This window comes from Nonomuraea longispora (assembly GCF_004348345.1).
GTDB lineage: Bacteria > Actinomycetota > Actinomycetes > Streptosporangiales > Streptosporangiaceae > Nonomuraea > Nonomuraea longispora.
In genome coordinates, this window is record NZ_SMJZ01000238.1 from 1 (window position 1) to 12,545 (window position 12,545).

At 69.7% G+C, this 12,545-nt stretch carries 15 protein-coding genes and 2 pseudogenes; 14 read left to right on the forward strand and 3 right to left on the reverse strand.

Annotated features, from left to right (window positions below):
• A pseudogene (locus tag E1267_RS38380) lies at positions 1 to 309 on the forward strand (carboxylesterase family protein); the annotation flags it as partial.
• Positions 310 to 326: 17 nt separating this feature from the next.
• On the opposite strand, the gene E1267_RS38385 reads toward E1267_RS38380, so the two are convergent.
• Positions 327 to 968 (reverse strand): methyltransferase domain-containing protein, encoded by a 642-nt coding sequence (locus E1267_RS38385; RefSeq protein WP_132340341.1) that lies wholly within the window; start codon positions 966 to 968, stop codon positions 327 to 329.
• A 180-nt stretch (positions 969 to 1,148) separates the two neighbouring features.
• Here E1267_RS38385 and E1267_RS44985 point away from each other — a divergent pair, with 180 nt between their 5' ends.
• From E1267_RS44985 to E1267_RS38395, 3 genes are all read left to right on the forward strand, one after another.
• A complete protein-coding gene (locus E1267_RS44985; RefSeq protein WP_165960031.1) occupies positions 1,149 to 1,868 on the forward strand; it encodes a hypothetical protein in 720 nt (239 codons plus the stop codon).
• A gap of 151 nt (positions 1,869 to 2,019) precedes the next feature.
• Complete coding sequence (locus tag E1267_RS38390) at positions 2,020 to 2,205, forward strand: class I SAM-dependent methyltransferase (protein WP_220449879.1); 186 nt, start codon at positions 2,020 to 2,022, stop codon at positions 2,203 to 2,205.
• Between the two features lie 93 nt (positions 2,206 to 2,298).
• Positions 2,299 to 2,796 (forward strand): pyridoxamine 5'-phosphate oxidase family protein, encoded by a 498-nt coding sequence (locus E1267_RS38395; protein WP_132340343.1) that lies wholly within the window; start codon positions 2,299 to 2,301, stop codon positions 2,794 to 2,796.
• A gap of 159 nt (positions 2,797 to 2,955) precedes the next feature.
• On the opposite strand, the gene E1267_RS38405 is transcribed toward E1267_RS38395, so the two are convergent.
• Entirely contained in the window at positions 2,956 to 3,351 is a 396-nt protein-coding gene (locus E1267_RS38405; protein ID WP_220449882.1) for a RidA family protein, read from the reverse strand.
• A gap of 111 nt (positions 3,352 to 3,462) precedes the next feature.
• Here E1267_RS38405 and E1267_RS38410 point away from each other — a divergent pair, with 111 nt between their 5' ends.
• From E1267_RS38410 to E1267_RS38435, 7 genes are all read left to right on the forward strand, one after another.
• Positions 3,463 to 4,437, forward strand: coding sequence for a helix-turn-helix transcriptional regulator (locus tag E1267_RS38410; RefSeq protein WP_132340347.1), 975 nt, complete (start codon positions 3,463 to 3,465; stop codon positions 4,435 to 4,437).
• Positions 4,438 to 4,529: 92 nt separating this feature from the next.
• Positions 4,530 to 4,697: a hypothetical protein gene (locus E1267_RS44990; RefSeq protein WP_161714502.1), complete on the forward strand. Its 168-nt coding sequence runs from the start codon at positions 4,530 to 4,532 to the stop codon at positions 4,695 to 4,697.
• A gap of 279 nt (positions 4,698 to 4,976) precedes the next feature.
• Positions 4,977 to 6,521, forward strand: coding sequence for an ABC transporter substrate-binding protein (locus E1267_RS38415; protein ID WP_220449880.1), 1,545 nt, complete (start codon positions 4,977 to 4,979; stop codon positions 6,519 to 6,521).
• Positions 6,518 to 7,462, forward strand: a complete 945-nt coding sequence (locus E1267_RS38420; protein ID WP_132340351.1) for an ABC transporter permease — start codon at positions 6,518 to 6,520, stop codon at positions 7,460 to 7,462. The genes E1267_RS38415 and E1267_RS38420 overlap by 4 nt, the downstream gene beginning before the upstream one ends.
• Positions 7,463 to 7,464: 2 nt before the next feature.
• Complete coding sequence (locus E1267_RS38425; protein ID WP_132340353.1) at positions 7,465 to 8,358, forward strand: ABC transporter permease; 894 nt, start codon at positions 7,465 to 7,467, stop codon at positions 8,356 to 8,358.
• A gap of 29 nt (positions 8,359 to 8,387) precedes the next feature.
• The gene (locus E1267_RS38430; RefSeq protein ID WP_220449881.1) at positions 8,388 to 9,185 is read left to right on the forward strand and encodes a creatininase family protein; all 798 of its coding nucleotides are present in this window, start codon (positions 8,388 to 8,390) and stop codon (positions 9,183 to 9,185) included.
• A gap of 39 nt (positions 9,186 to 9,224) precedes the next feature.
• Positions 9,225 to 10,913, forward strand: a complete 1,689-nt coding sequence (locus E1267_RS38435; protein WP_132340355.1) for an ABC transporter ATP-binding protein — start codon at positions 9,225 to 9,227, stop codon at positions 10,911 to 10,913.
• A 40-nt stretch (positions 10,914 to 10,953) separates the two neighbouring features.
• Here the strand turns inward: E1267_RS38435 and E1267_RS38440 are convergent, their stop codons facing one another.
• Positions 10,954 to 11,634: a GntR family transcriptional regulator gene (locus E1267_RS38440; RefSeq protein ID WP_132340357.1), complete on the reverse strand. Its 681-nt coding sequence runs from the start codon at positions 11,632 to 11,634 to the stop codon at positions 10,954 to 10,956.
• A 55-nt stretch (positions 11,635 to 11,689) separates the two neighbouring features.
• Here E1267_RS38440 and E1267_RS46930 point away from each other — a divergent pair, with 55 nt between their 5' ends.
• From E1267_RS46930 to E1267_RS38450, 3 genes and pseudogenes are all read left to right on the forward strand, one after another.
• Entirely contained in the window at positions 11,690 to 11,971 is a 282-nt protein-coding gene (locus E1267_RS46930) for an aldolase/citrate lyase family protein (protein ID WP_246064521.1), read from the forward strand.
• A gap of 46 nt (positions 11,972 to 12,017) precedes the next feature.
• Complete coding sequence (locus E1267_RS46935; RefSeq protein WP_246064522.1) at positions 12,018 to 12,266, forward strand: hypothetical protein; 249 nt, start codon at positions 12,018 to 12,020, stop codon at positions 12,264 to 12,266.
• Positions 12,267 to 12,305: 39 nt separating this feature from the next.
• Positions 12,306 to 12,545 (forward strand): annotated as a pseudogene (locus E1267_RS38450) (sulfite exporter TauE/SafE family protein); the annotation flags it as partial.

The window sequence follows — 12,545 nt, forward strand, 5'->3', positions numbered from 1 at the left end:
GTCCTCGGCGGCACCCTGGGCGCCTGCCACAGCCTCGACGTCCCCCTGGCGTTCGGCACCCTGGACAGCCCCGTCGGCACCCAGCTCATCGGCGAGGAGCCCACCCCCGAGGCCGTCGCCCTCTCCCGCGAACTCCAGGAAGCATGGGTCCGCTTCGTCACCACCGGCGACGCGGGCTGGTCCGCCCACCGGCCCGGCCCGCGGCTCACCCGCGTCCTGGACGCCGAGTCGAAGACTCTGCCCTACCCCGAAGAGGCCTCCCGCCGGTTCTGGGAAGGCCACCTCCCCGCCCCCTTCGCCGTCTCGTAGGGCCGCGCCACCTCGGATCAGCGGCGGTGCAGCGTGAACCAGTACGTCGGCACATCGTTGGTGCCGGGCGTGACGTCGGTGAGGTCCCAGCCGGTGAAACGGGCACGCAGCTCGTCGGCGGTGACGCCGCTCCAGCCGTCGTCGAAGCCTTCAGGCCCGTACCCGAACATCAGCAGCCGGGCGCCCGGCAGGGCACGGCGGGTGATGCCGGCGGCGTAGGCTTCCCGGCGGTGGCGGGGGATGCCGCAGTAGCAGCTCAGGTCGAAGAACAGGCTGAACCCGTCGCCGACGTCGAGCTCGTCCAGCCGGGTCACGTCGCCGCACAGCAGCCTCGCCCGCCGGCCGGCGGCCTCGGCCCTGGCCCTGGCCTGCTCGACGGCCCGGTCGACCAGGTCCACGCCCACCACGTCCCAGCCGTGGCCGGCGAGGTAGACGGCGTTGGTGCCGGTGCCGCAGCCGAGGTCGAGCACCCGCCCGGGCGGCAACGCCTGCGGCCCCTCCACCGTGTCGACGAGCTCGGGAGCCGGCACGCCGTTGTCCCACGGCGGCCTGCCGGACGCGTAGTAGGCCTGCATCATCTCCTTGACGGCGGCCTCCTGCCCGGCGTCGTCGTCCCTTCCCTGACTGAAGTGCAGCCATGCCGCGCGCTCCAGATCCATTGCGACTCCTTATCTAGAGTTGATTACTAGAGATTGAATCTAGTTATATACGCGAGCTCGGTGGCTGTCCAACGTGTCCCGATCGGGGGCGGCCGAGAACAAAGCGAATCGCGCCGGCGTCCAACGTTCCGTGATCAGTGCGACACGTGCTTGCGCCGCCGGACCTGTCCACGGCCCGGCATGACAAACGAACGAGCCCACGACGTGCGGGACGACGCCGGCGCCTTCCGGGTGGCACGCCGTGCCGGCATGCGCGGTGCGCCCGATCCCACCTCCGCCCTCGGCATCGCGGCCGTCGCCATCGGGCTACTGGTGTACTTCGTGTCCATGGCGGCGGGACAGGGCGTCGACTCCCTCACGTCCGACACGGTGCTCTTCGTCGTCTTCCCCCTGGTGCTCGCCGCCGTCACGGGAACCACGGGGGTGCGCGAGGCCTCCGTCAGGCTCAGGATGCGGCGGGCATGGCGGCGCGCGGGGAGCGGGGAGGTGGTGCAGGGGCTCACCGGTGTGGCTCTGCGCGAGGGCCGCACGGTGGCGGGCTATCCGGTGCGAACGGACGTCGCCCGGGTGGACGGGCGGGCGCGGTACATCCGGCTGGCGTTCGCACGAGCCGACGAGGCGGAGCGGCTGCCGCCAGGGCCGGTGCAGGTCGACCTGTTCGACGGCCCGCCCATACGTGGCCCGGCGCGGCTGCGCCCCGGCCACGGGGGTGTGGTCTGGGCGTTCGCGACGCGCCACGGCGACCTGGTCGTGGAGGAGGAGACACGGTACACGGTCGAGGACGGCTGGCCTGACAGCGGCGGAGACGCCGAACCTTCTACGGGGCCTTCTACGGGGCCTTCTACGGGCTGGCCAGGCGGCTCCGACGGCGACGGGAACGACAGCGACGGCGGGGAGTAGAACGCTGCCCGGCGGGCGGACAGCGCCCAGGCTCCCCGGAGTACTGCCCTGTTCACCGAAGGCTTGGGAAGAAAGCGTCAACCCGGCGGCCGTCCCGGCCGCCAGGGACGCCGCCGGGGACGCCGCCGGGGACGCCGCCGGGCGCAACAACGTGGCCGACCGGGTGGAGATCCGCCACAGTGACGTGTTCAGCGACGTCGACGGCCTTTTCGACCTGATCGTCTTCGACCCGCCGTTTCGCTGGTTCGCAGCGCGCGACCTGTTCGAGGCCGCCACCACTGACGAGACGCGCCCGCCGCCTGACAACCGCCGCGTCGAGAAGAGCCAGCGGCCGTGATGTCGAGAACGTGGCGCCGGCTCCGTCCTGGGTACGCGGCCGGCCACGACGGCCCGCGCCGGCCCGGAGAGAACGACGACGAAAGGCACGACCGTGGAACCGTACGAGGTCACCGAAGTTCTGAACCGCCCGCTCAGCCGGGAACTGCTGGCCCGCGACCTGACCCGCCTGGCCTACGTCGCCAAGGACGGCACCCCGCGCAACATACCGATCGGGTTCACCTGGAACGGCTCGCAGATCGTCATGTGCACGGCGAAGAACGCCCCGAAGCTCCCGTCCCTGCGCCGCAACCCGCAGGTCGCCCTGACGATCGACACCGAGGTGCACCCGCCCAAGCTGCTGCTCGTCCGTGGGCGGGCCGAACTGGACGTCGTCGACGGCATCCCGGAGGAGTACCTCCAGATGAACGGCTCCTACCAGATGACCCCCGAGCAACGGACCGTCTGGGAGGAGCAGGTGCATGCGCTCTACGACGGCATGGTCCGGATCGTCGTGACCCCGACGTGGGCGAAACTGATCGACTTCGAGTCGACCATGCCGACCGCCGTCGAAGAGCTGATCCGGCGGCAGGAGGAACGTCAGCGCGGCTGAGCGGATGTGGGATCACGCTTCCCATCGCGCGTCGCGACGGGCGCAGGTGCTCGATCGTGACGTGGTGCCGCTCGGACAGCCGCTGGGCGATCAAAGAGCGGTGGCACGCCTCCGGATCGCGCTCGACGCGGCTTGTACGGGTTCGGACCGGAGGCCGCGTCAGGCCACGGCAGTCCCTTCGAGCTCGACCATCAGATCGGGGATCGCCAGCCGGGTCACCCCGAGCATCGTGGTGGGCGGCGCCACCCCTGCGGCGCCCAGCCGCGACGTCAGCACGCCGTAGTGCTCGAAGAGCCGATCGACGTCGGTGGTGTAGACGTCGAGCCGGACGAGGTTCGCGAGGGACATGCCGGCCTCGCCCAGCACGGCCTGCAGGTTGTCGAGGCTCAGCGCCAGCTGCGCCGCCATGTCACCGGTATGCCGGGGCTTGCCCTCGGCGCTCATCGCGCTCTGCCCGGCGCAGAACAGGGTCCGGGTGTGCCCGGAGACGAGCTCTGCCTGGTTGTACCCCAGCTCCAGCGACCACGCCCACGGGTTGACGGCCGTTCGCTCCACTGCCATATCGGTTCCTTTCACGTCGTCGGCCCGGTGGCCGCCGGTTTCGTGGTGATCAGCCTCCCAGGGAATCACGACATCTTTTGTCGTATATTTCGGTAGATTCGTCGCATGCGTGCCGACCGGTTGGTCAAGCTGGTCCTGCTGCTGCGCCGGCACGGCCGGCTGTCCGCGACCACGCTGGCCGGCGAGCTGGAGGTGTCCACCCGCACCGTGCTGCGCGACATCGAGGCGCTGTCCGCGGCCGGCGTCCCGGTCTACGCCGAACGCGGCCGGCACGGCGGTTTCGCGTTGTTGCCGGGCTTCCGCACCGAGCTCACCGGCCTGAGCCACGACGAGGCCCTGGCCCTTCTGGTCGCCGGGTCGCGGCGCGGCGCGCAGGCCTTCGGTCTCGGCTCGGCGCTCGCTTCGGCGATGCTCAAGGTGGTCGACGCGCTGCCCGAGAGCTATCGCGACACCGCGGCCGGGGCGGCCGAGCGGCTGCTCATCGACCCGGAGACCGACCTCCTCTCGCGCCGGCTGGTCGCCGAGGAGACGCCGGACGCCGTCACGGCCGCGGTGCTGCGCGCGGTGTTCGCCGGGCACAAGCTGCGCATCCACTACGCGGCCGTGAACCAGAGCACGAAATGGCGCACGGTGGACCCGATCGGCCTGGTCACCGTACGCGACCGGGGCTACCTGCTGGCCACGCGGTCCGGCGAGGACCGCACCTACCGGCTGTCCCGGATCCTGGCCGCCGAGGTGCTGGCCGAGCCGGCGCAGCGGCCGGACCGGGTCGATCTGGACCGGGCCTGGCAGGAACGCGGCACGCGCTTCCGTACCGGCGGCGACCAGGTGACCGTGCTGGCACGGGTGGACCCGCGGCGGCGGGAGGACCTGGTGGGCACCGCGCTGGCCGTCCTCACCGAGGAGACCGGCCAGGACGGCCGGCTGCGGCTGGAGGTGACCTTCCAGGACCGCCGACACGCCGAATGGGCGTTGTGGCAGCTCGGCGCGTACGCGGAGGCCCTGGCCCCGCAGTGGTTGCGCACTACGCTGCACGACCGCGCCACCGCGATCGCCGCCCGCTACGAAGCGTCCCGTTGACGGGCCGCGCTATCGCCGCGCTAATCGCCCGCCAGCACCCCGTTCCACAATCGCCGCGACCGTAGCACCTAAATGGCACAAGGAGGCAGGACGTGAGCGTGCTCATCGACAAGGCCCTGGCGCTGGTACTTCCCGAGGTGAAGGCGTCCGCGGCGCCCTGCACGTGGCAGTACAGGTGCTCCCCGGCCGGCTATTACAGGAGGCAGTGCTGCCACATGTGCTCGTCCTGGCAGCGGATCGGCTCGACCTGCCCGGTCTAGAGCGCCGAAACAGCCGAGGTCCGCGAGGGCCCGGCCCCGTTCTTGGCCCGTGGCCGCGCAAGGCCCCCTGTGCCGTGAGGCACAGGGGGCCTTCGCGTGTTCCGGGCCGGTAAGGGAGCCGGTTTTCGGTTAACCGTTGACCCTTTATGTGAACGCCGTGTATACATGCGCCATACACGCTGGATCCAACCCAAGACGGCTCAGTGTCAGGCCCGGCGACCTGGAGATGTCATGGCGATGATGAGCAGGCGAAGCTTTCTCGCGGGGAGTGCCGCCGCGTTGGGGACCACGACTCTGGCGGCCTGTGGCAACCCGGTGACCCTGCCGGAGTCCATGGAGGCCGTCCGGCCCAATGCGGGCGGTCCCAGCCGTGGCGGAGCTCTCTACTTCGGGCTGTCCACCGATCCGGCCAACCTGGACCCGCACGTCTCCACGGGTAGCGCGTCGGACTATCTGCGGCAACTCGCGTACAACGGCCTGGTCCAGTACGACGGCTCCGGCGAGATCATCGCCGACCTCGCGAGCGAGTTCGGCTGGAGCGACAGGCTGACGTACAAGGTGAAGCTGCGCCCGGGTGTGCGGTTCCACGACGGGTCCACCCTGACGGCGGAGGACGTGGTCTTCTCGTTCCGCCGCATGATGGACAAGGAGACCGCGGCGACGTCGGGGCCGCTGCTCGACCAGGTCGACTCCGTCGAGGCCGTCGACGCCACCACCGTGGCCTTCAGGTTCGAGCAGCCCGACGTGGCCTTCCCGTTCGCCCTCGCGGCGCCCACTTCGAACGTCGTGTCCAGGAAGTGGATCGAGTCGGGCGCGAACACCAAGACCCAGATGATGGGCACCGGCCCGTTCCGGTTCGTCGAGCGCATCCCCGGTGTCAGCACCACGTTCGTCCGGTTCGACGACTACTTCGAGCCCGAACTGCCCTACCTCAACGGCATCGTGTTCCAGCCGATGGGCGACGACTACGCGCGGGTGACGGCGCTCCGCACCGCCACCGTCGACATGATCGACTATGTCCCGGCGACCCATGTCGGGGTCATCACCCGCAACCCCCGGCTGCGGTTCGCGTCCGACAAGACGTTCGGTTTCGGGTTCGTCGGGTTCGTCACCACGCAGCGGCCGTTCGACGACGTACGGGTCCGCAAGGCGATCGCCCTGTCGATCAACAGGCCGTCGGTCCTCGACACCGCGCTGCTCGGCAACGGGCGGCCCATGGACGGGGCTCTCATGCCCGAGACCTTCGCCCCCTACGCGAGCCGGCTCGACGGCTCCATGCCGTACGACCCCGAGCAGGCGAAGTTCCTGCTCAAGCAGGCGGGCCAGGAGGGACTGACGCTGCCGGTGGTCACCACCAGCTCCTACTCGGTCATCGCCCGGCCGGCGCAGGCGATGCTGCCGGGCCTGCGCGCGGCCGGCATGAACGTCAACCTCACCCAGCAGGAGTGGCTGACCTTCCGGGCCAGCGTGGCCGGCAAGACGTTCCCGGTCCACTCGTGGGGTACGGCGCCGAAGTTCGGCGATCCGGCGTCGCTGAGCGACTTCATCGGCAGCTCCGGCGCCTTCGCGGAGAACCTGGACTTCCGCGACGACAAGATCGACGACCTGCTCGCCCAGGGACGAAGGACGACCGACCCGAACCTGCGGAACGAGATCTACCTCGAGGCCGAGAAACGAGCGCTGGAGCTGGTCCCGATGACCTACACCATCCGCCGCGAGCAGGGCGAGGCTCACTACACCCACGTCAGGGGTTACGAGCATCCGCCGAAAGGCGCGTGGACCGCCACGGCTCTTCGCCGGACCTGGATGGAGAAGACAGCGTGAGGCGTTTCCTTGTCAGACGGTTCGGCCAGGCGATCGTCCAGCTGCTGCTCGTCGGGAGCATCGTGTTCTTCCTCGCCCGGCTCATTCCCGGCGACCCCGCCAGGGCCGCACTGGGCGACGCCGCCACCGAGGAGCAGGTGGCCCTGACCCGGGCCGCGATGCACCTCGACGAGCCCTTCCTCGGGCAGTTCCTCGGATTCTGGGCGCGACTCTTCCAGGGCGACCTCGGCACCTCCATGATCAGTGGGCGTGCGGTGATGCAGGACCTCCCCTCCCGCATCGGCAACTCCCTCGAACTGGTCCTGCTCGCCCTGGCGGTCTCCCTGGTGGTCGGGATCGTCCTCGGCCGCATCGCCGCCACCCGCGCCGACAAGCCGGCGGACCACGCGCTGGTCGCCGGGTCGATCTTCGGGATCTCCCTTCCCGTCTTCGTCGTCGGGACCCTGCTCCTGCTGGTGTTCGCGGTCCTCTTCCCGATCCTGCCGCCCCGCCGGTTCACCTCGCCGTGGGAGGATCCCGTCGCGCACCTGCAGATCCTCATCCTCCCGGTGGTCACGCTGGCGGCGGCCTCATGCGCCGTGATCACCCGGATGACCAGGGCGGCGATGCTCGAGACGCTCAACGCCGACTACGTCCGTACGGCACGGGCCAAGGGGCTCGCCGAGAAGCGGGTCATCAGGCGTCACGCGCTGCGGACCGCGATGTTGCCGGTGGTCTCCATGACGACCGTCGAGCTGACGACTCTCATCGGCAGCACGGTCCTGGTCGAGACCATCTTCGGCTGGCCGGGAATGAGCTCCCTGCTCATGAACGCCGTGGGGCAGCGCGACTATCCCGTCATCCAGGCCGTCGTTCTCGCCGCGGCGACCATCGTCATCCTGGTCAACCTGGTCGGAGACCTGGCTGTCAGGGTCCTCGATCCTCGGGCGGAGGACAACTGATCATGGCAACCGCTCCGGAGTCCGTGGCGCAGGCCCTTCCTGACACGCCGTCGCGTGCGAACGGCGGCAGGAAGCCCTTCTTCAAGCGCATGCTGGCCAACCGCAGGACGTCCGTCGCGGGGGCCTTCCTCCTGCTGATCGTCGTCGTCGCGGTGCTCGCGCCGCTCATCGCCCCCCACGACTACCGCGACATCGTCGGCAAACCGCTGACCTCCGGCGGGACGCTGGGCATCGACGACTTCGGCCGTGACGTCCTGTCCCGGCTGATCATCGGGCTGCGTACCTCACTCGGCGTGGCCGTGTCGGCGGTCCTGGTGGCGGGGGTCATCGGGGTCGCCCTGGGCCTGGTGGCCGGTTACGTCGGCCGGTGGGTGTCGACGATCATCATGCGCGGCATCGACGTGCTGCTCAGCTTCCCTCCAATCGTGCTGGCGATCGCGGTGGTGGCGATCCTGGGCCCGGCGCTGGTCAACGTCGTGCTCGTCATCGGCGTGCTCTACATCCCGAGGTTCACGCGCATCGTCTACAGCCAGGTGCTGTCGATCAGGAGCATGGAGTACGTCGAGGCCTCGAAGATCATGGGGACGAGACCGGCCGACATCCTCGCCAAGACCATCCTGCCGAACGTGTCCGCGCCGATCATCGTCCAGCTCAGCCTCTCGGTGAGCTTCGCCATCCAGATGGAGGCGGGCCTGAGCTTCCTCGGGCTCGGCGCGCAGCCGCCGCTGCCGTCGCTGGGCACGATGGTCGGCGCGGGGCGCGACTTCCTGGAGGTGCAGCCGACGCTGCTGATCTACCCGTCCGTGCTCATCATTCTCGTCGTCCTCGCGCTCAACGTGTTCGGCGACGGCATGCGCGACCTTCTCGACCCCCGGCACCGCGGCAAGAACTCCTGACCGCTTCCCAGAGAGGAAACATCATCACCATGGCCCTTCCCGCCACGCACAGGCTCGGCGAGCTTTCCTGGACCCAGGTCAAGGAGTTGGCGGAGCAGGATCCGATCATCCTTCTGCCCATCGGAGCCGTCGAACAGCACGGGCCGCACCTGCCGATCCACGAGGACTCCATCGTGGCCGAGTGGGTCGCGGACAAGCTGGCGAAGGAGAACGGCTGCTATGTCGCGCCGGCCCTCAACTACGGGCACTCCGGCACCTTCCGCGGCTACAACGGCAACCTGTCGCTGAGCCAGGCCACGTTGCGCAACGTCACGTACGAGATCATCGAGGCTCTGGTCCAGTCCGGATTCCGGCGCATCATCATCGTCGACAACAACGGCGGGAACGTCGGGCCGGTCACCGGCGCCGGCCTTGACGCGCGGCGCGATTTCGGGGTCCTGATCGGGCACTTGTATCCGTGGCAGCTGGGTTACGCGCTCATGCGCGACGTGTACGACGACCCGGCCAAGGCGTACGGCCACGGGGCGGAGCCCGAGCACTCGGCGATGCTGGCGATGTTCCCGGAGCAGGTGCAGAGCGACCTCGCCGTGGCCGGCGGCCTGGAGTCCGCCGACGGCTGGACCCCGACGAGCTACACGGAGGCGGCGATTCCCGGCCACGACGTCCGCGGGACCGTCTTCTGGGACTTCTCCGAGGTCAGCGTCACGGGATGCACGGGCGACGTGAGCCTGGGCAGCGCGAAGACCGGCGAGATCTGGATCGAGCGCGTGATCGGCTTCTGCTCGGCGTACATCCAGGAGTACGACCGCAACACCTCGGTGAAGTAGCTGCCGCTCCCTTCCTGTACGAGCACCTGAGGAGAGGCCATGACGACCGGCACGACGACCGGCACGGAAACCGGCACGACCCCTTCCGACACGATCCTCGCGGTCGAGCGGCTCTCGGTGGACTTCCAGATCGCCGGCGAGTGGACGCCGGCCGTGAAGGACGTCAGCTTCTCGGTCGCCAAGGGCGAGGTGGTGGCGCTGGTCGGGGAGTCGGGCTCCGGCAAGTCCGTGAGCTCGATGTCCGTACTCGGGTTGCTGGGGCCGAACGCGCGTCGCCGCGGCAGCATCCGTTTCGGCGGCACCGAGCTGCTCGGACTCGACGAGGAGGCTCTGCGCGCCATCCGGGGCAGGCGGATCGCGATGATCTTCCAGGAGCCGATGACGGCGCTCAACCCCGTCTACACCATCGGCGAGCAGATCGTCGAGGCGATCCAGTGTCACGAGCCCGTACCGGCGGCCGAGGCGCGTGCGCGGACGCTGGAGTTGCTGAAGAAGGTCGGGATCCCGGAGCCGGAGCGCCGCATGCACAGCTACCCGCACCAGCTCTCCGGTGGCCAGCGTCAGCGCGCGATGATCGCCATGGCCGTCTCCGGCTCGCCAGAGGTGATCATCGCCGATGAGCCGACCACGGCGCTCGACGTCACGGTCCAGGCGGAGATTCTCGAACTGCTGCGCCGCCTGCGGGAGGACCTCGGCTCAGCGGTCGTCATCATCACCCACGACATGGGGGTGGTCGCCGATCTCGCCGACCGGGTGGTGGTCATGCGAGAGGGGCAGGTCGTGGAGGAGGCGCCGGTCACCCGGCTCTTCTCCGACCCGCGGCATGAGTACACCAGGAAGCTGCTCTCCGCGGTGCCGCGGCAGCAGCCGGGCGAGGAGCCGGAAGCGGACGCGGGCGACGCCGGTGGGAGCACGACTCTCCGGGTCGCCGATCTCGAGGTCGAATACCCGGGGCGGCTGGGCCGTAAGGGCTTCAAGGCCGTGCACGGAGTCAGTGTCACCATCGAGAAGGGCAAGGTCCTCGGCCTCGTGGGCGAGTCCGGCTCCGGCAAGTCCACGATCGGCCGGGCGATCGTCGGCCTGGTGCGGGCGTCGGCCGGCTCCATCGAGATCTGCGGCCAGGACGTGACGAGCCTCAAGCCCAAGGAGCTGCGCGGCCTGCGCAGGAAGTACTCGATGGTCTTCCAGGACCCGGGGTCGTCGCTGAACCCGCGCCTGTCGATCGGGGACTCGATCGCGGCCCCCATGATCGTGAACCGCTACGCGGACCGCCGTGCCGTCCAGCAGCGGGTGCTGGACCTGCTCGACCAGGTCGAACTGCCCACGGGCTGGGCCGACCGGTTCCCGCACGAGCTGTCGGGCGGTCAGCGGCAGCGCGTCGGCATCGCCCGCGCGCTGGCGCTCGATCCGGAGCTGCTCATCGCCGACGAGCCGACGTCGGCGCTCGACGTCTCGGTCCAGGCCACCGTCCTGCGGTTGTTCCAGGACCTGCAGGACAGGCTCGGCTTCTCCTGCCTGTTCATCAGCCACGACCTGGGCGTGGTCGAGCTGCTCTCCCACGATGTGGCCGTACTGCAGCACGGGCGGCTGGTGGAGAGCGGCCCCGCCCGTGACGTGCTGCGCGATCCGCGGACGGACTACACCAGGAGGCTGATCGCGGCGGCGCCGGTGCCCGATCCGGTCGAGCAGGCCGAGCGCCGCAGGCTCTGGCGGGAGATGGCCGGGTGAGGGCCGGGTGAGGGCCCCGGTGGCCCGGGAGCCGCGCCGGTCACCTCAGGTGGGAGACGACCGTCTCGTCGGGACGCAGGTGATGCCGCAGGGTGCGCTCGGCGGTGTCGTAGTCGTGGTCGGTCAGCGCCTTCAGCAGGGTGCGGTGCTCGGGAGCGATGACCTCGAGGCGTTTGGGGCGCAGGGACACGGCGCTGACCGCGATGCGCTGGTGCCGCGGCTGGAGGCTCGTGTAGAGGTCGATCAGGATGCTGTTGCCGGTCGCCTTGACGAAGGAGAAGTGGAAGAAGAAGTCCATCTTCGCGTGTTCGGCGATGGCGTCCCGGTCACCGGCGCGTACCCGCGCCACCCGCTCCGGGTCCTCCATCCGGTCAAGGTGCTCGGACAGCCAGGCGGGGATGTCGATGTTCTTGCCGCAGAGGATCCGGAAGCCGTGGAGCTCCAGCAGCAGTCGCATCTCGTAGGTCTCGAAGAGCTCTCCGGCCGTCACGCGCCGCACCTGGGCGCCTCTCCTGGGGAGCAGGTCGATGAACTTCTCCGCGGCCAGACGATGGAACGCCTCGCGGACGGGAGTCCGTGACACCCCGGCCTCGTCACAGACGAGCTTCTCTTCGAGGAACGTCCCCTCGGGGATCCGCCCGCTGAGGATCGCCTCCCGCGTCCACTGGTAGGCACGCTCGCCGGCTGTGATCGCCCGGCTCTGGCCGAGTGACTGATCCATGCCACCCCCTCACCCTATGTATACACAGTGTATACCAAATCTCCGAAGGAGACCCGTGACGCAGGACAGAAGGTACGCCGCCTGGTTGTCAGGTCCCGGTTTCGCCACGGCCGAGATCGTCGCCGGTCTGGGCTGCGGCGCCGTGGTCCTCGACATCGAACACGGCGTGTTCGACCTCGCCGACCTGGACCGTTTCATCCTGTTCCTCCGAGGGCTTGGTCTCGAGGTCCTGGCGAAGGTGCTGGGGCCGGAGAGGGGGCCGATCCAGCAGGCTCTCGACTTCGGCGCCACCGCCGTGGTCGTCCCCCATGTCGAGAGCAGATCGTCGACATCCTGACCCTCCCCACGGTCGACGGCGTCTCGTCGGCCCCAGCGACCTGTCCATGCGCCGCGGGCGGGGCGCCTACACCCGCTCCGAGAGCGACTTCGCCGACCTCAGGCTCGTGGCGGACGCGGCCCGCGCCGCCGGCAAGCCCTGGGTGCTGCCCGCCTGGTCCGCCTCGGAGAAGACGTTCGCGCTCGAGAACGGAGCCGACCAGCTCGTGCTCACGATGGAGCACGGCGCTCTCATGGCCGGGTTCGGGGCGGCACTCGACGAGACGAACGCCCTGGCCGCCGCCACCCGCCTCTGAGCCTAGGGTCGACAACCGGGACCGACAGAAGGAAGAGTGATGACCACGCTCGTCGCCGGAGTGGCGCTGATCGCGACACTGGCGGCCTTCGCCCAGGCCCTGAGCGGCTTCGGCTTCGCCCTCGTGGCCGTACCGCTCGTGACGCTCCTGACGGGACCACAGACCGCCGTCACGGTGGTGACGGCCCTCGGATGCCTGCTCGCCCTCGCCATGGGCGTCCAGGAAAGGCGTCACGTGGTGGGGAGGACCGTGGTCCTGGTGACGGGGGCGGGGCTGGTG

Coding starts and splice junctions, on each gene's coding strand:
- E1267_RS38385 (WP_132340341.1), bottom strand. CDS start 968: ATGGATCTGGAGCGCGCGGCATGGCTGCACTTCAGTCAGGGAAGGGAC.
- E1267_RS38425 (WP_132340353.1), top strand. CDS start 7,465: ATGGCAACCGCTCCGGAGTCCGTGGCGCAGGCCCTTCCTGACACGCCG.
- E1267_RS38440 (WP_132340357.1), bottom strand. CDS start 11,634: ATGGATCAGTCACTCGGCCAGAGCCGGGCGATCACAGCCGGCGAGCGT.
- E1267_RS38410 (WP_132340347.1), top strand. CDS start 3,463: ATGCGTGCCGACCGGTTGGTCAAGCTGGTCCTGCTGCTGCGCCGGCAC.
- E1267_RS38430 (WP_220449881.1), top strand. CDS start 8,388: ATGGCCCTTCCCGCCACGCACAGGCTCGGCGAGCTTTCCTGGACCCAG.
- E1267_RS44985 (WP_165960031.1), top strand. CDS start 1,149: ATGACAAACGAACGAGCCCACGACGTGCGGGACGACGCCGGCGCCTTC.
- E1267_RS38435 (WP_132340355.1), top strand. CDS start 9,225: ATGACGACCGGCACGACGACCGGCACGGAAACCGGCACGACCCCTTCC.
- E1267_RS46935 (WP_246064522.1), top strand. CDS start 12,018: ATGCGCCGCGGGCGGGGCGCCTACACCCGCTCCGAGAGCGACTTCGCC.